Consider the following 24,084-nt stretch of genomic DNA (forward strand, 5'->3'; position numbering starts at 1 on the left):
TGGGGTTTGCTAAAGATAAATTTGATCATTTTGGATTTGAAATTTAGTGTAAAACTAATTTTTAAACATTAAATTTTGACGCTAAAATCTCTATCTTTGGCACTGCTTCTTTGCTTTTATTTCTTATAGATCAAAGAAGGTTAAATAAAAAGGAGACGTGATGTTAAATCCGGCAGAAACCGCTCAAGCGGTCTCAAATTCAATGGAGCATAAAGCCCATACGCCACTTGTAAGCATTATATTTCTTGCTATCATGGCTGGTGCTGCTATTGCGATGGGTGATATCTTCTGGGCTCACTCAACAGTTGGTATGGCTGAAAAACAGTCTATCGGTCTTTCAAACTTCATCGGTGGTATCACATTTAGCTGCGGCCTCATGATGGTTGTATTTTATGGCGGTCACCTATTTACTAGCTCTGTTTTAAGCGGTGTTAGTGCGTATGAGGGCAAATTGCCACTTGGCAAAACCATAAGCTACTGGGTAATTGTTTGGATATTTAACTTCGTTGGCGGTGCATTGATCGCTTATATGTACTACTACTCTGGTTTGCCACTAAAGTATGACGGCTACATCTTGCAACACTTCGTGCCAGCAGCTATTGGCAAGATCACAGCACCATTTCATGAGCTATTTCTTCGTGGTATCTTTTGTAACGTCTTTGTTTGTATGTCTATCTGGACTGCGACAAGCGAGAGCAACCTATCTGGTAAATTCTTTGCCATTATGTGGATGATCGGTGCATTCGTTGCTTGCTCAATGGAGCACTGCGTTGCAAATATGTTCATCATCACTGAAGCTATCATCTCTAAAGCTCACTATATAGCAGCAAGTGGTGGCGATATCAACGCAGCAGCAGCTTTACTTCACACTACAGCTGATAAACTAGATGTCATCAACTGGACAAATTTCTTAAGCAAAAACTTGCTTCCAGTTACACTTGGTAACATCTGCGGTGGTCTTTTCTTTGTTGGTCTTGTTGGCTTCATGGCTAATAAATTTGATATGAAGAAAAAAGCTTAAAAACTCCCTTTTAGTCTTTGCTTTTATGGCAAAGGCTAAATTACAAATTTCTCTTTTTTACCTTAAAAGTTTCAAAAAAATCTCTTATTTTTCATCTAAAAAATGTCACACTCATTTTAAATTTATCGTTTTAACTCCCCCTTATTTGAAAATTTGTGACATTTTGGAGTTTAAAACATCTTGGCTAATAAATTTAGAGCAATAATAAAGCTAAAATTTAATATAATCCCACGAAAAAAGGAGAGTCTATGAAATTTTTCAATGCATTTTTTACTGGCATTATATTTGTTCTTGCTCCTATTTTTACGCTATTTGTTGGAATTTACAACAACTACTTTTCATTTTATGGCATAAATGAGTATTTCAATGTGATTTTTGTAGATAATGTGCCTTTTTTGTGGCTTTTACCTGTGTTTTTTATATTTGGATATTGTTTCTTTTACGCGCCATTTAGGAAAATTTTTAGAGCCTTTTATCTGCTCCTGCTCCTGCTTTGTGCACTTAGTTGGTATCCTGATTTTGGACGAAGCTTGGGCGAGGCTTATTTTATGAGTAAGCCACTTGAGATGGATCTATCTTCAAATTTACAAAACGAGCAGAAAACAAGCGGCAAAGTCCTTTATGACGGACGAAGAGAAATTTATTTTCTAAGAAGTGACAATGATAAAGTCGTTAAAATTTCAAAGTAAAGTTTTACCTTTATTTAGTTACAATGGCATAAAAATTTAAAGGTTTAAAATGCGTATAAAACTTCCACACGTACCTTATGTCTCACATAAAATAGCAATAGATCTTTTAAACTGTGGTTTTGTAAAGTTAAACAAAGGTATTGAGCCAATCGTAGCAAAAGCAAGTGAAATTTTAACTACTGACGTTCAAAAAGAAAGAGCGCTAGACGAGCGAGTAAATGAGCTTTTAGAGAAAAACGAGGACGAGATGCAAACGATGCAAATCGACCGCAAAAATATGTTTTGGCTCGTTAAAAAGAAACTTGCTGGCGAATTTGACGTCATTTTAACTCATGAAGATAGATTTAGCAATGTCGCTCACAAGATACTTGAGACTATTTGGAAGAGCGGGTTAGTTGATTATAGCGTATCTGAAAACCGCGTAAAAAACGTGATATATGGCTCGATAGATGAGTATCTAAAGAGCTATGAGAAGATAGAAGATAGCGTCTATGAGATGATGCAAAACTACAAACGCAAACTGATCCCAGGAACTGACGAATACGACCTGATTTTTGAGCGTTTGTATCAAGATGAGCTTAAAAAAAGAGGAATGCTTTAATGAAAGCTTATATTTACATTGAAAACGGCGTTTTTTTAGAGGCAAAAGCCTTTGGTGCTCACGGCGAGTGTGCAGGCGAGCTCGTTTTTAATACCTCTATGACTGGCTATGAAGAGATCATGAGCGATCCAAGCTATGCTGGTCAGTTTATCGTCTTTACTATGCCAGAGATCGGCATCGTTGGCATAAACGAAGATGATATGGAGAGCCTTAGAATTCATGCAAGTGGCGTCATAATGAGAAACTACAATGAAATTCCTTCAAACTACCGCTCGCAAAAATCTTTGGGCAAATTTTTCGAAGAGCAGGGCAAATTTGGCGTTTATGACGTTGATACTAGATATTTAACAAAGATGCTACGTGATGAAGGCGCTTTGATGGCCTACATCTCAACGCAGATAAGCGACAAAGACGAGCTAAAACGCAGGCTTGAAAGCAGCGGACGCATAGAAAATATAAACTACGTAAAAACAGTTAGCGCAATGGACGAGTACGAGCACAAAAAAGGCGCTTGGGATAGAAATTTAAAATCATATAAGCCGCTAAAAAGTATCGGCAAAAAGATAGCTGTTTTTGACTTTGGCGTAAAGAGAAATATCCTAAATGAGCTATGTGAAACTGGTCTTGAGGTCATCGTCGTGCCACACGATACTAAGGCTGAAGTTTTGATAGATAAATTTAAAAATGGCGAGATAAACGGGGTATTTTTATCAAATGGTCCAGGCGAGCCAAAGAATTTAAAGGCTGAAATCGCTGAAATCAAAAAAATGATAGAGGCAAAAATCCCGATATTTGGCATCTGTCTTGGACATCAGCTGCTTTCAAATGCCTTTGGATACGAGACATATAAACTTAAATTTGGTCAGCATGGAGCAAACCATCCAGTCTTAAATTTAGAGACAAAAGCGATCGAGATAACAACGCAAAATCACAACTACAACGTGCCAGAGAGCATCGCTGAAGTAGCGGTTGTGACACATAGAAATTTGTTTGACAACACGATCGAGGGCGTAAGATACAAGGACTATCCGATCTTCTCGGTGCAACATCACCCAGAAGCAAGCAGCGGCCCTAACGAGAGCAAATATATATTTAAGCAGTTTTTAGAAATTTTATAATATGCAAAACATAAGCCTTTACATGATTATCTCAGTTGCGCTTTTGAGCAGCTTTAGTCATTGTGTGGGTATGTGTAGCGGGTTTTTGAGCTTGCAAGCTCTATTTTTTAAAGGCAAAAGCAAGAGTGAAATTTTAATGCTAAGCGCGCTTTATAACCTAGCTAGAATTTTTGCTTATGTGGCTTTGGGAGCCTTGTTTGGCGCTTTTGGAGCAGCCATTAGTTTTGGTGTGCAAGCAAGAGGCGTGATATTTTTCATAGTTGGCTTAGTGATCGCATTTATTGGTATCGCACTGCTTTTTAGGGGTGAGCTTTTAAAATTTATTGAGAGCGAAAAAGCACTTAAATTTATAGTAAAAATGGCAAAAACAAGCATGCAAAAGAGAAATTTGGCAAATTTCTTGCTACTTGGCTTTTTAAATGGGCTTTTGCCTTGCGGCGTGGTCTATTATTTCTTAGCACTTGGAGTTTTAAGCGCAAATGTGGCTGACGCATCCCTGATAATGCTTATCTTTGGGCTTTGCACCTTACCAGCGATGTTGCTAGCTAGCTTTGTTTTTGGCTTACTAAGAGAGAAATTTAAAGAGATCATGTTTAAGCTCTCAGCTTGCATAATGATCTTAAACGGACTTTATCTATCATTTTTAGGATATAGAGCAAATGCCTAGTTTAAATTTAGATGAAAATTTTCTATCAAGTAGCGAGGGTATGAGGATTGCTAAACTTGTGATGATGGGCGAGATGATGGCAAATATAACTCACCAGTGGAAGCAGCCGCTAAATGAGTTAAGCTTAGTTTTATATAAGATGAAAAAGCTTGCAGGCAGCGAAGATGGCGAATTTATTGGCTCTTATGAGAGGGCTATGCAGATCATAAAGTATATGTCAGAAACTACTGATGAGTTTAGCTCGTTTTTAAACCCAAACACACTTTCGCAAGAATTTGGCCTAGCAGATGCAGCTAGAGCATCGATACAGATCGTAAAAGGCGTGATGAAAAAAGATGGCATTCGTATAGAGCTTGAAGTGCTAAGGGACTCTAAAATTTATGGTCACAAAAACAGACTCATGCAAGTCATTATAAATTTACTAAACAACGCAAAAGACGCACTAAATTTAAAAAAGATAGAAGATAAAAATATAAAAATAAAGATTGATAATGACGAAAAATTTGCTTACCTAAGCATAGAAGATAATGGCGGTGGCATAGATAAAAATGTGATAGATGAGATATTTAAGCCATATTTTACCACCAAAGAAAATGCTAAAGGCACTGGTTTAGGACTTTATATGTCAAAGCAAATAATCGATCAATTTAACGCAGAAATAACAGCGGGCAACAGCGACAATGGGGCCTGTTTTTTAATAAAGTTACCACACAAAGGAGAGATAGATGAATAAAATTTTAAAGAACCTAACGGTTTTGCTTGTCGAAGACGATAGCGACAGCAAAAAGATCATGCACGATGTGCTAAGTGACAATTTTGAAAAAGTTTTTACTGCTCAAAATGGTGATGAAGGTTTGAAAAAATTTAAAAAATACAACCCAAATATGGTAATTACAGATGTATTTATGCCAATTAGTGATGGACTTGATATGACAAGATATATCAAAGAAATTTCTAAAGACACACCTGTCATCGTCCTAAGTGCGCATAGCGAAAAAGAGACTTTATTAAAGGCTATCGATGTTGGCGTTGATAAGTATCTCATAAAACCTATCATGGCAGACGATCTTTTAAAAACGATAGAAAATGTCGCAAAAAGCAAGATAGAAACTGCAAACATCATACAAGTTGCAAACGGATATAGCTTTAACAAAATTAAGCGCGTACTTATCAGAGATGGCGTTGAAATTTCACTTACTAAAAAAGAGCTCGCATTTATCTCACTTTTGATAAAAAGACTTGGTACGCTTGTGCTTCATGATGAGATCAAAAGCGTCGTTTGGGTTGGCGAGAGCGTTACTGAAGCAGCTATTAGAACCTTTGTTAAGCGTGTTAGAGACAAAGTTGGCAACAACTTTATAAAAAATGTCCCAGGACTTGGTTACAAAATAGACAGAAGACTTTCTTAGTTAATGAGAATTTATATTAATTAAGTTTTTTTATAGTTCTTATACTTTAAAATAACGAATCATTAATATAAATTTAACTAGGAGGATATTTTATGCGACCATCTCAGCTACTACACTATGATTATAGTGTAGCAAAGCTATTTATGTTTGCCACGATACTCTTTGGTATCATAGGCATGGTTGTTGGCGTAGTTATAGCTTTTCAAATGGCCTGTCCAGAGCTTAACTACATAGCCGGCGAATATTCGGCGTTTGGGAGGTTGCGTCCTCTTCATACTAATGGCATCATTTTTGGCTTCATGCTCTCAGGCATCTTTGCCACATGGTACTACATCGGACAGCGTGTTTTGAAGGTCTCGATGAGCGAGTCGCCATTTTTGATGTTTATCGGCAAGCTTCACTTTTGGCTATATATGCTTGTTATGATTTTGGCTGTTGTTACACTTTTTATGGGCGAGAGCACAGCTAAAGAGTACGCCGAGCTTGAGTGGCCACTAGATATCGCAGTGGTTGTTGTTTGGGTGCTTTGGGGGGTTAGTATATTTGGCCTCATTGGTATCCGCCGCGAAAAGACACTTTACATTTCAGTTTGGTACTACATCGCTACATTTCTTGGCGTTGCGATGCTATATCTATTTAACAATATGGAAGTTCCAACAAGACTTGTTAGCGGATATGGCTCATGGCTACACTCTGTATCTATGTACGCTGGCTCAAACGACGCTTTGGTTCAGTGGTGGTACGGCCACAACGCGGTTGCATTCGTCTTTACAGTGGCGATCATCGCTCAAATTTATTATTTCTTGCCAAAAGAGAGCGGTCAGCCGATATTTTCATATAAACTATCGCTATTTTCATTTTGGGGTCTGATGTTCATCTACCTTTGGGCTGGCGGACACCACCTCATTTACTCTGCTACGCCTGATTGGATGCAGACTATGGGCTCAGTCTTTTCTATCGTTTTGATCCTGCCTTCGTGGGGTTCAGCGATAAACATCCTTCTTACGATGAAGGGCGAGTGGGCGCAGCTTAGAGAGAGTCCGCTTATTAAATTTATGGTTCTAGCTTCGACATTTTATATGTTCTCGACACTTGAAGGCCCGATACTTTCTATCAAGTCTGTAAATGCTCTAGCGCACTTTACTGACTGGGTGCCAGGACATGTTCATGACGGCGCTCTTGGCTGGGTTGGCTTTATGATCATGGCGGCACTTTATCACATGACACCGCGCGTGTTTAAGCGTGAAATTTACTCAAAGTCGCTAATGGAAGCTCAGTTTTGGATACAAACAACAGGTATCGTCTTATACTTCGCGTCTATGTGGATCGCTGGTATCACACAAGGTATGATGTGGAGAGCGACTGATAGCTACGGAAATTTACTCTACTCGTTTATAGATACAGTAGTTGTGCTTATCCCATACTACTATATAAGGGCTATTGGCGGACTTCTTTATCTAGTTGGCTTCTTGATGTTTGCTTATAACATCTACAAATCAACTTCTGCTAAAGCTATCTTAGCAGAGCCAAAAAGCGCTTCGCCAATGGGCGGCGGGGCAAAAGCTAGCGCGGAGGTGATGTGATGTTTACTTGGCTAGAAAAAAATCCATTCTTTTTTGCAGTTTGCGTCTTTATAGTCATCGCTTACGCTGGCATAGTTGAAATTTTGCCAGACTTTGCAAACAGAGCTAGGCCGCTTGAGGGCACAAAGCCTTACACCGTTTTAGAGCTAGCTGGCAAAAATATCTATATGCAAAATGGCTGCAACACCTGCCACTCTCAAATGATCCGTCCGTTTAAAGCTGAGACTGATAGATACGGCATGTACTCGCTAAGTGGCGAATTTGCCTATGATCGTCCGCACCTTTGGGGCTCAAAAAGAACAGGTCCAGATCTTATGCGTGTGGGCAACTATAGAACGACTGACTGGCATGAAAATCACATGCTAAATCCAGCCTCAGTAGTGCCAGGCTCGATCATGCCAGCATATCCATTTTTATTTAAGAAAAATGCTGACATAGAGACTGCTTACGCTGAAGCGCTAACGGTTAAAAAGGTCTTTAACACGCCTTATGACGAAAAAGATATGCCAGCTCTTGGCACGCTAGAGCAGACAAATGCTAACGTCAAGGCTGAGGCTGCAGCTATCGTTGAAAATATGAAAGATGAGCAGGTAAAAAGTGCATTTGAAAAAGGTGAAATTCGCCAGATCGTAGCACTGATTGCTTATCTAAATAGCCTAAAGTAGGAGCGTAAGATGGAGAACATTAGAGAGTTTCAGGCTTATGGCTATTTTTTCTTGACAGCATTTTTGGCGATCACTTTGTATGCTTATTTTTTTCATCTTTATAAGAGCGAAAAAACTGGCAGAAGAAACTACGAGAAGTACTCAAAACTAGCGCTTAACGATGAGATCGGTGGCGAAATTTTAGAGCGTAAGGCTACAAAGGAGAGCGTATGCAATGGCTAAATTTAGAAGATAATGTAAATTTACTAGCTCTTATAGGAGCGGCTCTAATCATCGTGCTTACCATCGTTGTAGCTGGCAGGTACGTGGGGCAGATGAAGGTTAAAAAAGATGAGAGTGTTGAGCTTAGCGAGCACAACTGGGACGGCATAGGAGAATACAAAAACCCTGTCCCACTTGGCTGGGCGGTCGTCTTTTTACTAGCGCTAGTTTGGGCGATCTGGTACTATTTGCTGGGCTACCCACTAAATTCTTACTCACAAATCGGCGAATACAACAAAGAGGTCAAAGAAGCAAACGCCAAATTTGAAAAAGAGTATGCAAACCCAAGCAAAGAGACGCTTCACGCTATGGGCGAAAGTATCTATCTCGTGCAGTGCTCAGCATGTCACGGCATCACAGGCGATGGCATAGGCGGCAAGGCTGCAAATTTACAAATTTGGGGCAGCGAAAAAGGCATAGTCGAGACTATACTAAATGGCTCAAAAGGGCTTGATTATCCAATGGGCGAGATGCCAGCAGGCTTAGCCGATGCTGATGGCGCAAAGGCGATCGCAGCTTACGTAGCTAAAGAGATAAGCGCTATAAAAAGCACTAAAAATGAAAATTTAGTAGCCACTGGCAAAGAGCTTTATGCTGCTTGTGCCTCATGCCACGGCGAAGATGGCAAGGGCATGGATGGTATGTCAGTTGATCTTAGCAAATATGGCTCGGCTAGCTTTGTGGCTGATGTGCTAAATCGTGGCAAAAAAGGAGCGATCGGCACTATGCCTAAATTTAATGATGGCAGGCTAAATGATATCCAGCAAAAAGCAGTTGGCGAGTACGTCATATCGCTATCAAAGGGCGAATAATGGAAAATAAAAATAGAAACATCTTTGCCTTAAACGGCATTAGCGGTTTTTTAATAGCGGTGGTGCTTTTGCTCTCTATCCTAGCGGTGCTTACATACGTTGGCATCGGCTTGCAAAAAGAGGTCGCAACCAAACCTTACTCACTAAAAGATGCAGCTAGCATCGAGATGAAGAGCGTAGATAACGCTAAACACGTCATTGTAAAGGAGTAGCGATGCTAGGCATAATAGAAAAAGCCATTATCCTGCTAATAGTCGTCGCAGGCGCCATTTGTGCCTGGTCAGTACTTACGCCAAATCACCTATTTGTAGGTTAAATTTGAAGAAATTTGCACTCATTTTTATCATTTTGCTGTGGCAAAATTTGGCTTGGGGTGCAAATTTTGTTATCAATGATGATGGAATTTTAAGCCAAAAAGTGAGCCAAAAACTAAATGAGATCGGCAGTGAGCTTTATCAAAAAAGCGGCATAAATTTAGTAGTTGGCGTATATAAAGATGGCGAGCTAGACGCGCTTTTTAAAGAGCAAAATTTAAGCTCACCTTTTGTATTTTTAGTGCTCATAAAAGATAAACAAAAGGTTGAAATTTTTAGCGATACAAACACTTCAAAGCTCTTTAACAAGGAGCAAATTCTAAGTGTAAATCCAGAATCAGGCACCATTATCCCCATTTTGGTCTCAAAAAACGGCAAAGACGTCTATAACGCCGCTATCTTAAACGGCTACGCTGATATCGCCGAGCAGATCGCTGAGAGCTTAAATTTAAAGCTAGAAAGTGGCATCGGCAGCTCAAACAAGACGACCTTAAATTTCTTGCGAATCTTTATCTACGGCTTGATCGCATTTTTCGTGCTCATCATCTTTTATAAAAAGGTAAAAAATGGCTAAAAAGAGCTTTTGGCCTTACGGTATCGTGCTTAGTATAGTTGCTATCATCTTGGCTTGCGCCGCAACCATCGTTGTTGCGATCAACAACCCAGTCGAGATGGATAGCGCTTATATGCAAAGTCATCAAAGCGTCGATGAAAACATCACATTTATAAAAGAGAGCGAGGCTAGGTTTGATGAGAAATTTGGCCTTAAATTTGAGCCAGAATTTAAAGGTTTGCAGGGTAAGTTTAAATTTCTCCTAACACCAAAAAATGGCGAAATTTCAAGCCTTAGATATGAAATTTTACTTACCCGTCCACAAACAAACAAAGACAACAAAACATTAAACGCTTCATGGCAAGAAAACGAGCTTGTAAGCGAGAGTGTTGGCCTAAAAGAGGGCAGGTGGCAGCTACTTTTAAGGCTAAGCGACAAGCAAGATACGAGATATTATAAATTTGATTTTAACGCTACAAAGTAAGTTAAATTTGCACCTAAAGTCTCTTTTAGCCAAAATCAAATAAATTTACCTGCAAATTCGCTAAATGTTAGATCAGAGCTCTTTAAAGCCAAAATTTAAGCCCAAACGCTTGCTAGTCTTGACGTACTCTTTAAATTTATATATAAGCGGCGAGTATTTTTTAGTATCTAGCTTTTCATCTTTTAACAAATTTTCATCAACAAAGATGCCAACTATCTTGCAAGTGACTATGCAAAACCACTCCTTTATCTCGCACTTTTCGACGATCGTTTCTATCTGTATCTTGCACTCTTTTATGCGCACGCTTTAGTTTTTGGTGCTAAATTTTAGCAATATAAACCCTGCGGCGCCTGAAACTACCGAACCTAGCAAGATAGCAAGCTTGTCGGTGTAGGCAAAGGCGTCCGTGTCGTTGTAGGCTAAGCCGTTAATGAAAAGGCTCATCGTAAATCCTACGCCGCAAAGTACCGCAATGCCGTAAAGTTGGATGAAATTTGACCCTTCTGGCAGCTTGGCTAGCTTAAATTTGATCGCCAAAAAGCTAAAAGAAAATACCCCGACTTGCTTGCCGACGAAAAGCCCCAGCGCCGTGCCTAGCGCGACTGGAGACAAAATCTCGTCCAGTCCGACGCCTCGCAGTGAGATGCCTGCGTTTGCGAAGGCAAATATCGGCAGCACGCCAAACGCCACCCAGCCGTGCAGGTCGTGCTCGATGCTTTTTAGCATAGATTTGCCCGGCTCGTCTTTAAAGCTAAGCGGTATGAAAAAGGCCGCCACGACGCCCGCAAGCGTGGCGTGAACGCCTGATTTTAGCACTGCTACCCACATCACCGCGCCTACGATCAGATATGCCGCCTTGCTCTTTACGCCGAGTCTGTTTAGCGCAAAAAGCGCGGCTAGACAAACGCTTGCGACCGCAAGCATTTGGGCGTTAAGCTCGCTCGTGTAAAATAGCGCGATAATCACGATCGCGCAAAGGTCGTCGACGATCGCTAGCGTCATGAGGAAAATTTTTAAACTAGTCGGTACGCGAGGCCCGAGTAGGCTCAAAATCCCCAGAGCAAACGCGATATCCGTCGCCGTCGGTATCGCCCAGCCGCCAAGCGCGAAGGAGTCGTGCTTGGTAAAAAAATAGAAGATAACCGCGGGCACTATCAGGCCGCCTGCCGCGCCGATGGCAGGCAGCGCGATTTGCGACGGATTTTTTAGCTCGCCCTCCAAAACCTCGCGCTTTAGCTCGAGTCCGATGAGAAAGAAAAATACCGCCATCAATCCGTCGTTCACCCACAAGATCAGGGGTTTGCTTAGTCCGTATTCGCCGAAGCTTACGGTAAATTTGGTCTTTAAAAATTCGTTGTAAAAATCGCTCAAAAACGTGTTTTGACACAGTAGCGCCGCGACCGTAGCGATCATCAGCAAAATCCCGCCGCTGGCTTCGTGTTTTAAAAACTCTTTTATTCCGCTCATTTTGCTTCCTTTTTATAAATTTTGGCTATTATAGCGTATTTTTACGCTCGCATAAAATTCGGGCGAATTTGGCTATAGTCAAGTCAAATTTAAAGGTAAATTTAGTAGACGCGTCGCTAAAATTTGCCATGCCGCGCTTGCGGGAGCGGGACGCTTGCGCACGGTTTTTATAGATTAAGGAGCGAAAATGAATGAAATTTTAGATATATGTAAGCGTGCAAAGGCTGTTTGCGGCGAGCTTTTGAGACTTGATAGCAGGGCTAAATTTGAAATTTTAAACGCCGTGGCGGACGAGCTGCTAGCGCAAAAAGAGGCTATAAAAGCGGCAAACGCCAAAGACCTTGCAAACGGCGAGAAATCGGGCCTTAGCTTGGCGTTGCTTGATCGTTTGCGACTAACGGATGCCCGCATCGAGGCTATGGCGAAGGGCGTGCGCGAGGTGGCGGGCTTTGCCGAGGTCGTAGGCGAAAATTTAGGCGGCTGGGGGTGCTCGGTATCATCTCGCCCTTTTTGATCTTTTGTGGTGGCAAGTAGGACGGGAAAGCCGTAGTAAAAGCCAGATCTGTTTAACTCTTTATGAATTTTTGCTCCTTTTTGAAATTGTATCCCCCAGCACTTTAAGGCTTAAATTTTTAAAGAATTTAGAAAAATTTTCAAAGCTTAGCTTAAGTGAGAAAAAGCGCTCTTTTATTAGCTTTTGGCTATCATTTTTTAAAAATTTAAGAGAGTAAAATGCGCAATCTAAATCAACTTTTCGTCTTTACAAACTCACGTAAGATCAGGGAATTTAACGCTGGTTTTAATGACGAGCTAATCCCAAAAAGTCTAAGCATCGCAGAGTTTTATAAAAAGGCTGTTTTTGTAAATGGCCGCTTTGAGTGTGATAGTACCTACGCTTTGGTGCTTATGAACAGAGCCTGTGCCAGCGTCAAAGAGGCAAACTTGGTGCTTAAAATCCCAACTGAGTTTTTTGAGTTTTTGAAAAACAACGACTATCTTTTTTCGTTTTTTAAAGAGCTAGCTATCAGCAAAAAGAGCATTAAAGAGATCAAATTTAACGACATTTACGCTGATTTTGAGGAGCATCTAAGCATACTTGAAGCGGTTTTAAAAGAGTATGAGAGCCTGCTTGATAAAGAGGATCTTTATGATGATATAACCCTGCCAAAAATTTACTCGATAAATGAAGCTTACATAAGAAGTTTTAGTGAAATTTCACTGCACATTGATGGCATTTTAAGCGAGTTTGAGTGGGAAATTTTAGAAAAAATCTCAAAACTAACAACGCTAAAAATTATCTTTCAAACTAGCGTTTTTAATAAAAAACTAATAGAAAAGATAAGGCAAATTTCAGCCATTAGCGAGCTTGAAAACTATAAAAAATATGAGCTAAATTTAAACACAAATGAGCTAACTTGCTTAGAAAATATCACAAAATTTGAGCCAGTTTTAGTGAGAAATTTCGCCACAAGAAGCTTGCAGTGCGCCTATGCTATGGCAAAGGCGAGCGAGTTTGTGCGTGAGGGCATAAAGCCTGAAAATATCGCAGTGATCTTGCCAGATGAGGGCTTTAGTGAGATTTTAAGGCTTCATGATAGTGCTAAAATTTTTAACTACGCCATGGGCGAGAGCTTTAAAAATACAAAATTTTATGAGGCGCTTTACTACATCACAAGAGCGATCAACGAAGAGGCAAGCCCAGTTTTTGATCAAAGTAAGTGTGAGAGCTACGAGGAGCTTGGCTTTATTTTAAGCGAATTTGGCGTGAGCGAGCAGCTTTTTGAGAAATTTAGGGCTAGCTATTTTGAGCTGTGTGAATTTGGCAAATTTAAAGAGCTAATAGACGAGCTTTTGGTGCTTGAAAATGAGCCAAGATGCGAAGAGAAGCTCGCACTTGAGCTTTTTAGGATGGAGAATTTATGCAGGTATTTTAGCTTTAGCCTAAAGCAGCTAAGTGAAATTTTCTTGCTAAATATCTCGCGCCTAAGCATCGATGATGTGGGCGGCGGAAAGATCAGCGTCATGGGCATGCTAGAGAGCCGCGGGATGAAATTTGATGGCGTTATCATAGTTGATTTTAACGACAACTTCATCCCAGCAAGAAGCGCAAACGAGATGTTTTTAAACTCAAAAGTGAGGCAAAAAGCGGGGCTTATAAGCTATATTGAGCGCGAGAATTTGCAGAGATTTTACTACGAAAGCCTCATAAATAACGCCAAAAAAGTGGCGATAAGTTGCTGCGTAAATGAAGAGAGCATACCTTCAAGATTTTTAAAAAATTTCAAAACGATAAAAGATGAGAAATTTAGCGATGAGGCCTATTTGAAGCTATTTTTAAAGGGAGAGGCGAGCTTAAATTTAAGTGATGATGAGGTTATTTTAGAACATGATTTCTTCGCAAACCCACTTTCGTTTTCGACACTAAATTTATTTCTAACCTGCCCAAGAAAATACTACTACACAAAAATAGCTCACATAGATGCGCCAAAAGGTGTAGCAAAAGAGCTTGGTACAAAGCAAGGAAATAGCGTTCATAGCGCACTTTTTGAATACTATACGAGTGAGTTTTATAAGCAAAATAACACCTTTGATCTAGCCGTTTTTAAAGAGATGCTAGCAAAGCAAAATCTTACGCCACTTGAGTTTGAAATTTGGACGCATAAATTTAAAGAGTATGAAATTTATGAAAACGAGCGCTTAAGAGCTGGCTTTAGGGTGCTTGAGTGCGAAAAAGAGGTGCAAAGCGAGTTTTGCGGCGTGCAGATAAAGGGATTTATCGATAGGATCGATGCGAACGCAAACGGCGACGTGCTTATACTTGATTATAAAACGGGCGAAGCAAATGTAAATTCGCTCCAGCTTGCCTTTTACGAAGCGCTTTACGGCGGCGAGGTGCGAAGTGCCTACTATGCCCTAAAAAACGAGCCTAGCTTAGTTAGCTCTAAAAAAAACGTAGAGGATCTAACTGGCGAGATAGAAAAGCTAAAAGGCATAAACAAAACTAAGATAAATTTTGAGAGAAAGAGCGGTGCTTGCGCATTTTGCGAATACGTCACACTTTGTAGGAGAGAGTTATGAAAAATTTTTTAGCCCTAAAAGCAAGTGCTGGAAGCGGTAAGACCTTTGCACTAAGCGTTCGCTACATCGCTTTGGTGCTTCGAGGCGAAAATATAAACGAGATCGTCGCTCTAACTTTTACAAAAAAAGCAGCAAACGAGATGAAAGAGCGCATAATCGCCACTTTTTTGGACTTGCAAAACAAAAAAGGCGAGCTTGAAGCGGTGTGCGCGGAGCTTGGTATAAACCAAGATGAGGCGATAAAAAGGCGAGATGAGAGGCTTGGCGTCTTTTTGCAAAGCGAGCTAAAAATTTATACATTTGATGCGTTTTTCTCTGGGATTTTGAAGAAATTTAGCCAAAATTTAGGCATTAGCCCTGATTACAGCGTGCAAGATAGCCTGCAAGATCTGGCGTGGAAAAAATTTGTAAAAGAGGCGAGCAAGGATAAAAAGCTTCTTAGTGAGCTAGCACTTATGATGATCATTTCAAGCCAAAAAGAGGCTAGCTTTTCGCAGACTTTGGCGAAATTTTATGAAAGCTTTGGTGGCGAGCTAAAAGATAGTGGCGCAAGCTATCCAGATGATAGCAAAGTAAGGGCGGCGCAAAGGGCGATAAATGAGTATATAGCCTTGCAAAATGGCGCTAGTGATGTGGCCAAAAAGACATTTAGTGAGCAAAATTTATTTGAGCTATTTAAGAGTAAGGTTTTTGCTAGAGAAAGCCTAGACTACCGCACTTTTAACAAAATTTACACCCCAGAGCTTGATAGGCTCTTTTTTGAGCTAAAAGATGCAGCAAAAAACTACATTTTAGAGGTCGAAAAGTATAGGCTAAGTGGCTTTAGTAAGCTATTAAAGCTTTATAAGGCTTCAAATTTGGAGCTAAACAAAGAGTTAAATGCGCTAAGTTTTGCTGATATAAACAAGCTGGTTTTTAAGCTTTTGGTGCAAAGCTTAGACAAAGAGGCGCTTTATTTTAGGCTTGATGGCAGGATAAATCACCTCTTGGTTGATGAGTTTCAAGATACAAACGTGATCCAGTACGAGATCATCTTGCCGCTCATCGCTGAAATCGTCTCTGGATACGGACAAAACGGGCTTGGAAGCTTCTTTTACGTCGGCGATACGAAGCAGAGCATCTATAAATTTAGAGGTGGCAAAAAGGAGCTTTTTGACAAGCTTGGAGATGATTTTAGTCAGATAGATATAGAAAATTTGCCAAGCAACTACCGCAGTTTAAAGGCTTTGGTGAAATTTAACAACGCCGTTTTTGAAGAAATTTATCATAGATATGGGCTTAGTTTTGAGCCACAAGAGCCAGCTAAAAAAGATGAGACGCTAAGCTACGAGGTAAGTGGCGAGTGTGCGTACTTTGAAGTAGAAAAAGATGACTACGGCTACTTGCGTGTGCTAAGTGATGAAGATATCGCAGGTGCGGTCGTTTCGCAAGCAAGTGAGCTTTTAAAAGCTGGCGTAAATGCAAGCGATATAACCGTACTTTGCTGGAAAAATAGCGACATTGGCCTCATCTCAGAAGTGCTTAGTAGCGCAGGGATAAAAAGCGTCAATGAAGGCACTTTGGAGCTAAAAAGGACGCCGCTTGTTGCTGCGATCATCGAGTATGCGAAATTTTGCCTATTTAAAGAAAAAATTTATGAAAAAAATGTAAAAGCGCTAGTAAATGCAAATGTCAAAAAACTAAACATAAAGCCAGAAGTGAGCGCGACAAATAGCCTATTTTACCTAGCTAAAAATTTAGGCATAAGCATGGCAGATGTCGATATTTTAAGGCTATTTGAGCTAAGCTCGGGGTATAAAAATTTAAGTGATTTTATATTTAACCTTGAAAACTTTAGCTCTAAAATCAGCCCAAAAAGTAGCGACGGCGTGAGAGTGATGACCGTGCATAAGTCAAAGGGGCTTGAGTTTGCTCACGTCATAGTTTGCGACATGATGGGCAAGGGCAGGGGTGATGACTCAAATTTCATCACCGAATACAGCGAAAAGGGCGAGTGGATCGTAAAGAGTAAAATTTCAGGCAGAGAAAATTTTGATAGCGACTACGCAAGCGTTTTAGAGCAGATGAAAGAGCTTGAAAAGCAAGAAAATATCAATAAAATTTACGTCGCTTTCACAAGGGCAACAAAGTCGCTCATCATCATCAAACAAGCCGTCCCAAGCGGAAATAGTCCAAGCTTTTTTTCATTTTACACAAGAAGCGACAAGAGCGAAGCAAACGACTATCTTGATCTAAAAGAGTTTAGCTTTGGCAAAATTTTGCCTAGTAAAACTGAGCAAAAAGAGCTAAAAAAAGATGAAAAAATGCCTGAAATTTTAAAGATAGAGAGGCAAGAGGTTGAGGTAAAAGAGCAAAAGACGAGTGGTAAAAATTTAAGTGCGATATATTTTGGTCTGGCGTTTCACTATCTGCTTGAGATGAGCGAGAAATTTGATGAAATTTCACTAGAAAAAGCTAAAAATTTGATGCTAAATAAATTTCATAAATTTTTGCCACTTGAAGTCCTTGAAGATGCCTATAAAAGGGCGAAAATGCTTATAAGTGAGCCAAAATTTATAGAGTGCATAAAGGGCAAAGAAATTTATAAAGAGCAGCCATTTAAAGTGAAAAATGAGCTAAAACAGATGGATCTTTTTTGCTTTAATGAGCGTGAAATTTGCGTGATTGATTATAAAACGACAGATAAAAATATAGAAGAGAACAAAAAGCAGGTAAAAGAGTATAAAGATGCGCTCGCTAAATTTTATGAAAAACATAGTATAATCGCCGTCATTTTCTATGCACTTGAGGGCAAAATTTCATATATTGAAGTTTAAATGCTACTTAATTTAAGCTTTGTCAAAGCATTGTTTAAATACAATCACAACTCAAAAATTAACTTGGCAAAGGTAAGAAAATGACAAAAATAACAAAGCCAAACGAAGTTAAGCGAGACTGGATCGTAGTTGATGCAGCTGGTAAGCGCTTTGGTAGATTGCTAACTGAGGTAGCAACTATACTTCGTGGCAAAAACAAACCATGCTTCACGCCAAACGTAGATTGTGGCGACTATGTTATCATCATAAATGCTTCAAAAGTAGAATTTACTGGTAATAACAAAGCTGAAGATAAACTTTATCACAGACACTCAGGATATTTTGGCAGCGTAAAGAGCGAGAAATTTGGCGATTTGATAGCAAATAAGCCAGAAAAACTATTTAAATTAGCTGTTCGTGGCATGCTTCCAAAGACAAAACTTGGAAGAGAGATGATAAAAAAACTAAAAGTTTATGCTGGCAGTGAGCATCCTCATACGGCACAAATAGCTAAAAAAGAAGGAAAATAATTATGGCAAAAGTTTATGCAACTGGTAAAAGAAAAACTGCCGTAGCAAAGGTTTGGATAAAAGCTGGAAGCGGTAAAATCGTAGTAAATGGTATGGATCTTAATACTTGGCTTGGCGGTCACGAGGCTATCAAGCTTAAAGTCATTCAACCACTTTTAGTAACAAAACAAGAGAGTTTAATAGACGTAGTAGCTACAACTTTAGGTGGCGGTTATTCAGCACAAGCTGAGGCTTTAAGACACGGCATATCACGTGCTTTAGCTGATATGGATGCTGATTTTAGAGCAGCGCTTAAACCAAAAGGCTTACTAACTAGAGATTCTCGTGTTGTTGAACGTAAGAAATTTGGTAGAAGAAAGGCTAGAAGAAGCCCACAATTCTCTAAACGTTAATGGTTTTTTGCAAGTGCTTTTGCATTTGCAAAATTTAGGTTATGTAAATTGTCAGATTTACATTAAGAATTTGGTTATAATTTAAAGTTGATTTATTTTTATTTAGGTAAAATTATAGTCAACATTAAAAATCCCTATTTGAAAGGAATTCTATTATGAAAAAGATTGCTTTAGCTATGGTTGCCGCAACAGCGGTTTTTGCGTCTAACGCAGCATACAACTATGAGATCACTCCAACTATCGGTGGTGTTCATCCAGAAGGAAATCTACGTGTAAAAGACCACAATTTTGTTGGTATTAGAGCGGCTAGAAACCTTGAAGATTTCTTCTTTGATCAAGTTGAACTTGGTGTTGATTACTCTCAAAAACTAAAAGAGAGAACAGGTAACGTTGTAAGAGAGGGTAGAGCTCTTAGATACCACGCTAACCTTGTAAAAAATATCGTTGATTTTGGACCAGTTAGCCTATACGGTTTAATCGGTGCTGGTTATGAAGATGTTCCAGCTATTTTTGTTAAAAACGAAGATGGTGGCTTTGGTCAATATGGTCTTGGTTTAAGATACCAAGTAACTGATAGATTTGCTCTTAAAGCAGAGGCAAGAGATGCTATCAAATTTGAGCATGCTGATCACAACCTATTCTATTCACTAGGCTTTGGCATTGGTCTTGATTCAAAAGCAGCTCCAGTTGTAGCAGCAGCTCCAGCAGCTCCAGCAGCAGCTCCAGCTCCAGTTCTTGATGATGACAATGACGGTGTGCCAAATGATATCGATCAATGCCCTAACACTCCAGCTGGTGTAGTTGTTGACGAAAGAGGATGCGAGAAAGTTATCGTTCTTAGAGACCTAGATGTTAACTTCGCATTTGATAGCTACAAAGTTGGACCAAAATATGCAGCTGAGATCAAAAAAGTAGCTGACTTTATGGGCGAACACCAAGATTATAAAGTTGTACTTGCTGGTCACACTGATAGCGTAGGTGCAGAAGCTTACAACCAAAAACTATCTGAAAAAAGAGCAAAAGCAGTGGCTGAGGTTCTTGCTGGTTACGGTGTAGATAAAGCTAAAATTTCTACAGTTGGTTACGGCGAACTTAAACCAATCGCTACAAACAAAACTAAAGAAGGTCGCGCTCAAAACAGACGTGTTGAAGCTACTTTCCATAAATAATTTTATTATTTAAAATTACTTCTTTAGGGCTTGGCTTCGGCTGAGCCCTTTTTTATTTCTGCGGAGATTATCATGAAAAAAACTATACTTTTTGACTTAGATGGCACACTTATAGACTCTACTTCTGCTATTTTAAAAGGTTTTGATGCGGCGTTTTTAGCTCACGACAAGAAAGAGCCTGATCATGATGCACTAAAATCGCTAGTAGGATATCCGCTTGAAATAATGTTTGAAAAACTCGGTGCCAAGAAAAATTTGATTGACGAATATGTAAAAGAGTATAAAGCTTGCTACGAGAAGATCTATTTAGACGAGACTGTGCTTTTACCGTATGCTTTGGATGCTTTAAAAGAAGCTAGCACGTTTGCTGATGTTGGTGTTGTTACGACAAAGACATCAAAATTTTCTATAATTTTACTTGAACATTTAGGTGTTATGAAATTTATAAAAACGGTTGTCGGACGAGATGATGTTATAAATCCAAAACCAGATCCAGAACCTATAAATTTAGCTTTGAAGAGACTAGACAAAGAAAAAGATAATGCGTTTATGGTTGGCGATACCATCATGGATCTAAAGGCTGCTAAAGCTGCTCTTATAACGGGCGTTGGCCTTACATGTGGATATGGTAAAGAGTTTGATTTGAGGCAGCTTAGTGAACATATATTTGCAAATCCACTTGAGGCTGTCGGTTTTATCAAAGAAGCATGATAGTTAAAATTTATTAAGGCTCTTGAGTCTAATACTATTTAAACGTAAATTTATTCATAAATTTTTGTTTTAACTTATTACAAAATGCTTTGATGGACCAAAAAGAATTTTATAATTTCATATCAAAAATACCTGCTACTATTTGATTAATCTAGATAATTCTTGCTTTTAGTAAATTCTGCATTTGATTTGCTTTTTTAGATAATTTTGCTAACAAAATATGCAAATAAATATACCCATATGTGAATTTGCTAGATAGGGATTTTTTGTGCTTCGAAAAAGAGCAGAAATTCTTAGATATCACACTTAAGCGAAGCTGGCGTGGAGGCTGAGTTTGTCTATAAGATAAGCGAGGGCAGACCAAACGTCGAAGATAGACTTAAAAACGGCGACATAGCACTTGTTATAAACACAAGCGATACTAAATCAAGCGTGGATGATGGCAAAAAGATCCGCCAAAATGTGCTTAGATTTAAAATTCCATATTTTACAACGATCCGCGCAGCACTCGCAGCTGCTAAGTCGCTAAGCACAGTTCAAACTGGCAAAGCACTTGAAGTAAAAAGCTTGCAAGAGTATCTAAGCGAGAGATGAGTCAAAAAGAGTGTGTAATAGAAGCGTTAGCTAGCCTTGGTGGCATGGCAACGCTTTTTGATCTTTACCATGAAACTGATGTTAGCACTTGGGGCAGCAAAACTCCATTTGCTAGTATAAGACGGATAGTGCAGACTAATAAAGAATTTTATAAGATCAGAGCTGGGCTTTGGAGACTTTGTGAGCTTGAGTGAGAAATATTAAATTTAGTGGCAGTTTTAGCTGCCACTAGCTAAATTTCACTTCTATTTGATTAGTTATTTTTTAAAGCGCCAGCTACCTTTAAAGCACTTGCAAAGGCTAGATGCAAGTTATATCCACCAAGCATGCCAGTGATATCTAAAACTTCACCTATAAAGTAAAGCCCTTTTACGCTTTTACACTCTAAATTTTCATCTAAAAAATTAGTTTTTACGCCACCTTTTGTAACTTCAGCCCTTTCAAAGCCAAATGTCCCAGCTGGGGCAAATTCGTAAGCAAAAAGTCTTTTTATGATACTTTTTTCATCATCACTAAATTCATAAAATGCCCTATCTTTTAAGCCAAAATTTCTTAAAAACTCCAGAACAAATCTCTTTGGCAAAGGCAAAACCGAGCTAAGATGCTTTTTGCCATTTACTAAATTTTTCTCACTAAATTTAGGCAAAAAATTTATGCAAATTCGACCCTTTTGCCAAAAAAGTGAAGCGTTTAGTATCGCTGGACCACTTATGCCCCTATGTGTAAAAAGCAGATCACCGCTAAATTTATGGCTCTCGTTTTTGGTATTTATCACTACGTCCGCACTTAAACTAATGCCACTAAGCTCTTTAAACCAAAACTCATCTTTTTGCACGCTAAAGCCAACAAGAACAGGAGTAAAAATAAGAGACGGGTGAGCAAATAGGTTAAATTTATCAGTTAAATTTAGTTTTTTAGATTGGCAGTAAATTAAATTTACTGCATATTTATGCTTCCAGCTGGAGCTGGCATATCTCCCTTTTCATCGATAAATGGAGGCCCTTTTTGAAGTAGCGCAGTCACTTCAGAGGCGACCTTTGGATCCATTTTAGCCATGATGGTTGAGATCTTTTTTGCATCAAGGGCGTAAAGTATGGTGGCTGCGTTTGACCTTGGCATTTGCGAGAGCACTTCGGCTGCTGCGCCATCTTTCATTTTGGCGTAGGATTCATTGACCTTATCAGTCGTCATCGTGCGAAGCTCTTTTAAAATTTTCTCATTTTTAGCGACAACTTCGTCGATCTCTTTGCGTTTTTGCTCGATCACTTTCATCGTCGCATTCAGATCAGCCTCTTTCTTGGCGAGCTTTTTGTTATTCTCTTCATAAGCCGCAGCCGAGCTTGCTCGAAAGACCTCTAGAGCTTGGCGCTGCTCGTCGATGACCTCAAGCTCCTTTGAAATTTCCTCTTTTCTAGCTTCAAAAATTTGAGTGCAATCAACCGGCACTTCAAAGCAAAATGCAAAATTTATAACCATAAAAAAGAGTAAAATAGCTCTCATCACGCCTCGCTTTTGGCTGCAAATTTCATAACCGCAAACTCATCAAGAGCAAGCGCTTCAGCCTTTTGTATGCGTTTTATCTCTTTTTTAAATTCTTCTTTTTCTAGATATTTCATCTTTTCATACTCTAAATTTGCATTTTTATATTTGTGCTCGTAGTGCAAGACCTCTTTTTTTGCTATCTCTAAGCTCTCTTTGCAGGCACTTAGCTCGGCTCTTGCTATATTTATGAGCTCTAAATTCTCTCTTAGCTCGCCTATGTTGCCACTTTTTGGCAAGCTAAACTCGTTAAGTTTGGCTCTTAAGAGTGCTATTTTTTCTTCAGCATTTCTTACATTTAGCCTAGCAACGACGAGCTTAGCCTCTACCTTATCCATCTCCTGCTTTTTGACGCGGACGACGGAGGTAAATTTACTTTTCATCTAATGATCGTATCGCTTCTTTCAGGGCTTGTTGAGATATAGCCGACCTTCACGCCAGTTAGCTCCTCGATACGCTCGATATACGCTCTTGCGTTTGCTGGCAGGTCTTCATATCTGCTGATGCCCTTTACGCTGTCCCAGCCCGCAAGCTCTTCGTAGATAGGCGTTGTATTTTCAAGATCTGTTGGCACGTAGTCGATCGTCTCGCCGTTATATTGATATGCTTTACAAATTTTTACCACCTCAAAGCCATCAAGTACGTCAAGCTTCATAAGCGCGTAAGTATCGACACCATCAAGCCTTGAAGCGTATTTTACGCTTACTGCGTCAAACCAACCACAACGTCTGCGGCGGCCTGTTGTTGTGCCAAATTCTTTACCGATCTCGCACATCTTATCGCCATTTGTGCCTTTGTCTTCAGTTGGGAAAGGTCCGTGTCCTACGCGAGTTGTATATGCTTTGATGACGCCTATTACTTTGCCTATCTCTTTTGGATTTAGTCCAAGGCCTGTGCAAGCGCCAGCGCTTATGGTATTTGAGCTAGTTACATAAGGATATGTGCCGTGATCGATGTCTAAAAGTGTGCCCTGAGCGCCTTCAAGTAGGACTTTTTTATCTTCATCAAGCGCTTTCCAAACTAAATTTGTAGTGTTTGCGATAAATGGAGCAAGCACCTCTTTATATCTTTTTAGCTCTTCAAGTAGCTCATTTTCTTCAGGTATCTTTACGCCAAGAGCGTCAAATACGGGTTTATTTGTTTCAAAATCATGCATCAAAGCATCGCACAAGCGCTCTGGCTCAAGTAGCTCACCAACTCTGTGGCCGCTTCTGCTTATCTTGTCTGCGTATGTTGGTCCGATGCCTTTGCCAGTCGTTCCGATCGCTTTTTCGCCTTTTAAGCGCTCTTTTGCTTGATCGACTTGGCTGTGGTAGCTTAAATTTAAGTGTGCTTTGTCGCTTATATAAAGTCTGCCCCCTAAGTTGTCAAACTGCGCCATCTCAGTGATGAGCACCTCTGGAGAGACAACGACGCCGTTGCCGATGATATTTATGATATTTTTGTGCAAAATTCCGCTTGGGACAAGGTGAAGCGCGTATCTTACGCCATCGACCCAGATCGTATGACCAGCATTGTGACCACCTTGAGAGCGACAAATCATGTCATAGTTTAGTCCTAGCATATCAACTATCTTGCCTTTGCCCTCATCACCCCATTGAACACCAACTACTAAATCAGCCTTTCTCATTC

General features: G+C 39.7%; 27 protein-coding genes and 2 pseudogenes. 23 read left to right on the top strand and 6 right to left on the bottom strand.

All coding sequences use genetic code 11. From position 1 onward, the window contains the following. Positions 1-160 precede the first annotated feature (160 nt). The 14 genes from CYO89_RS08615 (at position 161) to CYO89_RS08680 (ending at position 10,177) form a co-directional block, all read left to right on the top strand. On the top strand, positions 161-1,021 hold the full coding sequence (locus CYO89_RS08615) for a formate/nitrite transporter family protein (protein WP_103569455.1): 861 nt from the start codon (positions 161-163) through the stop codon (positions 1,019-1,021). Between the two features lie 248 nt (positions 1,022-1,269). Then, positions 1,270-1,710 carry an isoleucyl-tRNA synthetase gene (locus tag CYO89_RS08620; RefSeq protein ID WP_103597978.1) on the top strand — a complete coding sequence of 147 codons (441 nt, stop codon included), beginning with the start codon at positions 1,270-1,272 and terminating at the stop codon, positions 1,708-1,710. Between the two features lie 49 nt (positions 1,711-1,759). Next, entirely contained in the window at positions 1,760-2,311 is a 552-nt protein-coding gene (locus CYO89_RS08625; RefSeq protein WP_012001188.1) for a DUF507 family protein, read from the top strand. Continuing rightward, positions 2,311-3,429, top strand: coding sequence for a glutamine-hydrolyzing carbamoyl-phosphate synthase small subunit (gene carA, locus CYO89_RS08630; protein ID WP_103570631.1), 1,119 nt, complete (start codon positions 2,311-2,313; stop codon positions 3,427-3,429). The genes CYO89_RS08625 and carA overlap by 1 nt, the downstream gene beginning before the upstream one ends. Before the next feature lie 22 nt (positions 3,430-3,451). Further along, on the top strand, positions 3,452-4,096 hold the full coding sequence (locus CYO89_RS08635; protein WP_103598059.1) for a sulfite exporter TauE/SafE family protein: 645 nt from the start codon (positions 3,452-3,454) through the stop codon (positions 4,094-4,096). Then, a complete protein-coding gene (locus CYO89_RS08640) occupies positions 4,089-4,829 on the top strand; it encodes a sensor histidine kinase (RefSeq protein WP_103597979.1) in 741 nt (246 codons plus the stop codon). Before CYO89_RS08635 ends, CYO89_RS08640 begins: the two co-directional genes overlap by 8 nt. Next, a complete protein-coding gene (locus tag CYO89_RS08645; RefSeq protein ID WP_012001191.1) occupies positions 4,822-5,505 on the top strand; it encodes a response regulator transcription factor in 684 nt (227 codons plus the stop codon). Before CYO89_RS08640 ends, CYO89_RS08645 begins: the two co-directional genes overlap by 8 nt. Positions 5,506-5,597: 92 nt before the next feature. Further along, entirely contained in the window at positions 5,598-7,088 is a 1,491-nt protein-coding gene (gene ccoN, locus CYO89_RS08650) for a cytochrome-c oxidase, cbb3-type subunit I (RefSeq protein ID WP_009294848.1), read from the top strand. Then, positions 7,088-7,753: a cytochrome-c oxidase, cbb3-type subunit II gene (gene ccoO / locus CYO89_RS08655; RefSeq protein WP_103597980.1), complete on the top strand. Its 666-nt coding sequence runs from the start codon at positions 7,088-7,090 to the stop codon at positions 7,751-7,753. Before ccoN ends, ccoO begins: the two co-directional genes overlap by 1 nt. Positions 7,754-7,762: 9 nt before the next feature. Continuing rightward, positions 7,763-7,975: a cytochrome c oxidase, cbb3-type, CcoQ subunit gene (locus CYO89_RS08660; RefSeq protein ID WP_002939259.1), complete on the top strand. Its 213-nt coding sequence runs from the start codon at positions 7,763-7,765 to the stop codon at positions 7,973-7,975. Beyond that, entirely contained in the window at positions 7,963-8,826 is an 864-nt protein-coding gene (locus CYO89_RS08665; protein ID WP_103597981.1) for a cbb3-type cytochrome c oxidase N-terminal domain-containing protein, read from the top strand. Before CYO89_RS08660 ends, CYO89_RS08665 begins: the two co-directional genes overlap by 13 nt. Beyond that, positions 8,826-9,038 (top strand): DUF4006 family protein, encoded by a 213-nt coding sequence (locus CYO89_RS08670; protein WP_021084770.1) that lies wholly within the window; start codon positions 8,826-8,828, stop codon positions 9,036-9,038. Before CYO89_RS08665 ends, CYO89_RS08670 begins: the two co-directional genes overlap by 1 nt. Positions 9,039-9,144: 106 nt before the next feature. After that, positions 9,145-9,714: a hypothetical protein gene (locus tag CYO89_RS08675; RefSeq protein ID WP_103597982.1), complete on the top strand. Its 570-nt coding sequence runs from the start codon at positions 9,145-9,147 to the stop codon at positions 9,712-9,714. Further along, positions 9,707-10,177 carry a FixH family protein gene (locus tag CYO89_RS08680; protein ID WP_103597983.1) on the top strand — a complete coding sequence of 157 codons (471 nt, stop codon included), beginning with the start codon at positions 9,707-9,709 and terminating at the stop codon, positions 10,175-10,177. The genes CYO89_RS08675 and CYO89_RS08680 overlap by 8 nt, the downstream gene beginning before the upstream one ends. 72 nt (positions 10,178-10,249) lie before the next feature. Here the strand turns inward: CYO89_RS08680 and CYO89_RS08685 are convergent, their stop codons facing one another. Further along, entirely contained in the window at positions 10,250-10,480 is a 231-nt protein-coding gene (locus CYO89_RS08685) for a hypothetical protein (RefSeq protein WP_181001910.1), read from the bottom strand. Positions 10,481-10,483: 3 nt separating this feature from the next. After that, on the bottom strand, positions 10,484-11,644 hold the full coding sequence (gene nhaA / locus CYO89_RS08690) for a Na+/H+ antiporter NhaA (protein ID WP_103597984.1): 1,161 nt from the start codon (positions 11,642-11,644) through the stop codon (positions 10,484-10,486). 187 nt (positions 11,645-11,831) lie between these two features. Here nhaA and proA point away from each other — a divergent pair. The 9 genes and pseudogenes from proA to CYO89_RS08740 form a co-directional block, all read left to right on the top strand. Then, positions 11,832-12,128, top strand: a pseudogene (proA, locus tag CYO89_RS08695) (glutamate-5-semialdehyde dehydrogenase); the annotation flags it as partial. 248 nt (positions 12,129-12,376) lie between these two features. Next, positions 12,377-14,722 (top strand): PD-(D/E)XK nuclease family protein, encoded by a 2,346-nt coding sequence (locus CYO89_RS08705; protein ID WP_103597985.1) that lies wholly within the window; start codon positions 12,377-12,379, stop codon positions 14,720-14,722. Beyond that, on the top strand, positions 14,719-17,538 hold the full coding sequence (locus tag CYO89_RS08710; RefSeq protein ID WP_103597986.1) for a RecB-like helicase: 2,820 nt from the start codon (positions 14,719-14,721) through the stop codon (positions 17,536-17,538). The genes CYO89_RS08705 and CYO89_RS08710 overlap by 4 nt, the downstream gene beginning before the upstream one ends. An 80-nt stretch (positions 17,539-17,618) precedes the next feature. Continuing rightward, on the top strand, positions 17,619-18,047 hold the full coding sequence (gene rplM / locus CYO89_RS08715) for a 50S ribosomal protein L13 (RefSeq protein WP_002939292.1): 429 nt from the start codon (positions 17,619-17,621) through the stop codon (positions 18,045-18,047). 2 nt (positions 18,048-18,049) lie between these two features. Beyond that, positions 18,050-18,439 (top strand): 30S ribosomal protein S9, encoded by a 390-nt coding sequence (gene rpsI, locus CYO89_RS08720; RefSeq protein ID WP_021084780.1) that lies wholly within the window; start codon positions 18,050-18,052, stop codon positions 18,437-18,439. A gap of 155 nt (positions 18,440-18,594) precedes the next feature. Then, a complete protein-coding gene (locus CYO89_RS08725) occupies positions 18,595-19,608 on the top strand; it encodes an OmpA family protein (protein WP_103597987.1) in 1,014 nt (337 codons plus the stop codon). A 72-nt stretch (positions 19,609-19,680) separates the two neighbouring features. Then, positions 19,681-20,319: an HAD family hydrolase gene (locus CYO89_RS08730; RefSeq protein WP_103597988.1), complete on the top strand. Its 639-nt coding sequence runs from the start codon at positions 19,681-19,683 to the stop codon at positions 20,317-20,319. A 306-nt stretch (positions 20,320-20,625) separates the two neighbouring features. After that, positions 20,626-20,913 (top strand): annotated as a pseudogene (locus CYO89_RS08735) (hypothetical protein); the annotation flags it as partial. Continuing rightward, positions 20,910-21,107, top strand: a complete 198-nt coding sequence (locus CYO89_RS08740; RefSeq protein ID WP_181001911.1) for a hypothetical protein — start codon at positions 20,910-20,912, stop codon at positions 21,105-21,107. The pseudogene CYO89_RS08735 and the gene CYO89_RS08740, both read left to right, overlap by 4 nt. Before the next feature lie 59 nt (positions 21,108-21,166). Here CYO89_RS08740 and CYO89_RS08745 read toward each other — a convergent pair whose 3' ends face one another. The 4 genes from CYO89_RS08745 to CYO89_RS08760 are packed head-to-tail and all read right to left on the bottom strand — an operon-like array spanning position 21,167 to position 24,082. Continuing rightward, positions 21,167-21,844: an NAD(P)/FAD-dependent oxidoreductase gene (locus CYO89_RS08745; protein ID WP_343219173.1), complete on the bottom strand. Its 678-nt coding sequence runs from the start codon at positions 21,842-21,844 to the stop codon at positions 21,167-21,169. A 5-nt stretch (positions 21,845-21,849) separates the two neighbouring features. Continuing rightward, positions 21,850-22,413, bottom strand: a complete 564-nt coding sequence (locus tag CYO89_RS08750) for a MotE family protein (RefSeq protein WP_103597990.1) — start codon at positions 22,411-22,413, stop codon at positions 21,850-21,852. Then, positions 22,413-22,835: a flagellar export protein FliJ gene (locus tag CYO89_RS08755; protein ID WP_021086090.1), complete on the bottom strand. Its 423-nt coding sequence runs from the start codon at positions 22,833-22,835 to the stop codon at positions 22,413-22,415. Before CYO89_RS08755 ends, CYO89_RS08750 begins: the two co-directional genes overlap by 1 nt. Then, positions 22,832-24,082 (bottom strand): adenylosuccinate synthase, encoded by a 1,251-nt coding sequence (locus CYO89_RS08760; RefSeq protein WP_103597991.1) that lies wholly within the window; start codon positions 24,080-24,082, stop codon positions 22,832-22,834. Before CYO89_RS08760 ends, CYO89_RS08755 begins: the two co-directional genes overlap by 4 nt. Between the last annotated feature and the right edge of the window lie 2 nt (positions 24,083-24,084).

The sequence above is a fragment of the Campylobacter concisus genome, assembly GCF_002913765.1.
In the GTDB taxonomy this organism is placed as follows: Bacteria; Campylobacterota; Campylobacteria; order Campylobacterales; family Campylobacteraceae; genus Campylobacter_A; species Campylobacter_A concisus_BB.

Bases quoted from the DNA above. Each gene is read 5' to 3' on its own strand.
- CYO89_RS08705 (WP_103597985.1), top strand. From the start codon at position 12,377: ATGCGCAATCTAAATCAACTTTTCGTCTTTACAAACTCACGTAAGATC.
- CYO89_RS08730 (WP_103597988.1), top strand. From the start codon at position 19,681: ATGAAAAAAACTATACTTTTTGACTTAGATGGCACACTTATAGACTCT.
- CYO89_RS08660 (WP_002939259.1), top strand. From the start codon at position 7,763: ATGGAGAACATTAGAGAGTTTCAGGCTTATGGCTATTTTTTCTTGACA.
- CYO89_RS08640 (WP_103597979.1), top strand. From the start codon at position 4,089: ATGCCTAGTTTAAATTTAGATGAAAATTTTCTATCAAGTAGCGAGGGT.
- CYO89_RS08665 (WP_103597981.1), top strand. From the start codon at position 7,963: ATGCAATGGCTAAATTTAGAAGATAATGTAAATTTACTAGCTCTTATA.
- CYO89_RS08750 (WP_103597990.1), bottom strand. From the start codon at position 22,413: ATGAGAGCTATTTTACTCTTTTTTATGGTTATAAATTTTGCATTTTGC.
- CYO89_RS08615 (WP_103569455.1), top strand. From the start codon at position 161: ATGTTAAATCCGGCAGAAACCGCTCAAGCGGTCTCAAATTCAATGGAG.
- CYO89_RS08670 (WP_021084770.1), top strand. From the start codon at position 8,826: ATGGAAAATAAAAATAGAAACATCTTTGCCTTAAACGGCATTAGCGGT.
- nhaA (WP_103597984.1), bottom strand. From the start codon at position 11,644: ATGAGCGGAATAAAAGAGTTTTTAAAACACGAAGCCAGCGGCGGGATT.
- CYO89_RS08635 (WP_103598059.1), top strand. From the start codon at position 3,452: ATGATTATCTCAGTTGCGCTTTTGAGCAGCTTTAGTCATTGTGTGGGT.
- carA (WP_103570631.1), top strand. From the start codon at position 2,311: ATGAAAGCTTATATTTACATTGAAAACGGCGTTTTTTTAGAGGCAAAA.
- CYO89_RS08625 (WP_012001188.1), top strand. From the start codon at position 1,760: ATGCGTATAAAACTTCCACACGTACCTTATGTCTCACATAAAATAGCA.
- CYO89_RS08710 (WP_103597986.1), top strand. From the start codon at position 14,719: ATGAAAAATTTTTTAGCCCTAAAAGCAAGTGCTGGAAGCGGTAAGACC.
- CYO89_RS08620 (WP_103597978.1), top strand. From the start codon at position 1,270: ATGAAATTTTTCAATGCATTTTTTACTGGCATTATATTTGTTCTTGCT.
- rplM (WP_002939292.1), top strand. From the start codon at position 17,619: ATGACAAAAATAACAAAGCCAAACGAAGTTAAGCGAGACTGGATCGTA.
- ccoN (WP_009294848.1), top strand. From the start codon at position 5,598: ATGCGACCATCTCAGCTACTACACTATGATTATAGTGTAGCAAAGCTA.
- CYO89_RS08755 (WP_021086090.1), bottom strand. From the start codon at position 22,835: ATGAAAAGTAAATTTACCTCCGTCGTCCGCGTCAAAAAGCAGGAGATG.
- CYO89_RS08680 (WP_103597983.1), top strand. From the start codon at position 9,707: ATGGCTAAAAAGAGCTTTTGGCCTTACGGTATCGTGCTTAGTATAGTT.
- ccoO (WP_103597980.1), top strand. From the start codon at position 7,088: ATGTTTACTTGGCTAGAAAAAAATCCATTCTTTTTTGCAGTTTGCGTC.
- rpsI (WP_021084780.1), top strand. From the start codon at position 18,050: ATGGCAAAAGTTTATGCAACTGGTAAAAGAAAAACTGCCGTAGCAAAG.
- CYO89_RS08760 (WP_103597991.1), bottom strand. From the start codon at position 24,082: ATGAGAAAGGCTGATTTAGTAGTTGGTGTTCAATGGGGTGATGAGGGC.
- CYO89_RS08725 (WP_103597987.1), top strand. From the start codon at position 18,595: ATGAAAAAGATTGCTTTAGCTATGGTTGCCGCAACAGCGGTTTTTGCG.
- CYO89_RS08645 (WP_012001191.1), top strand. From the start codon at position 4,822: ATGAATAAAATTTTAAAGAACCTAACGGTTTTGCTTGTCGAAGACGAT.
- CYO89_RS08740 (WP_181001911.1), top strand. From the start codon at position 20,910: ATGAGTCAAAAAGAGTGTGTAATAGAAGCGTTAGCTAGCCTTGGTGGC.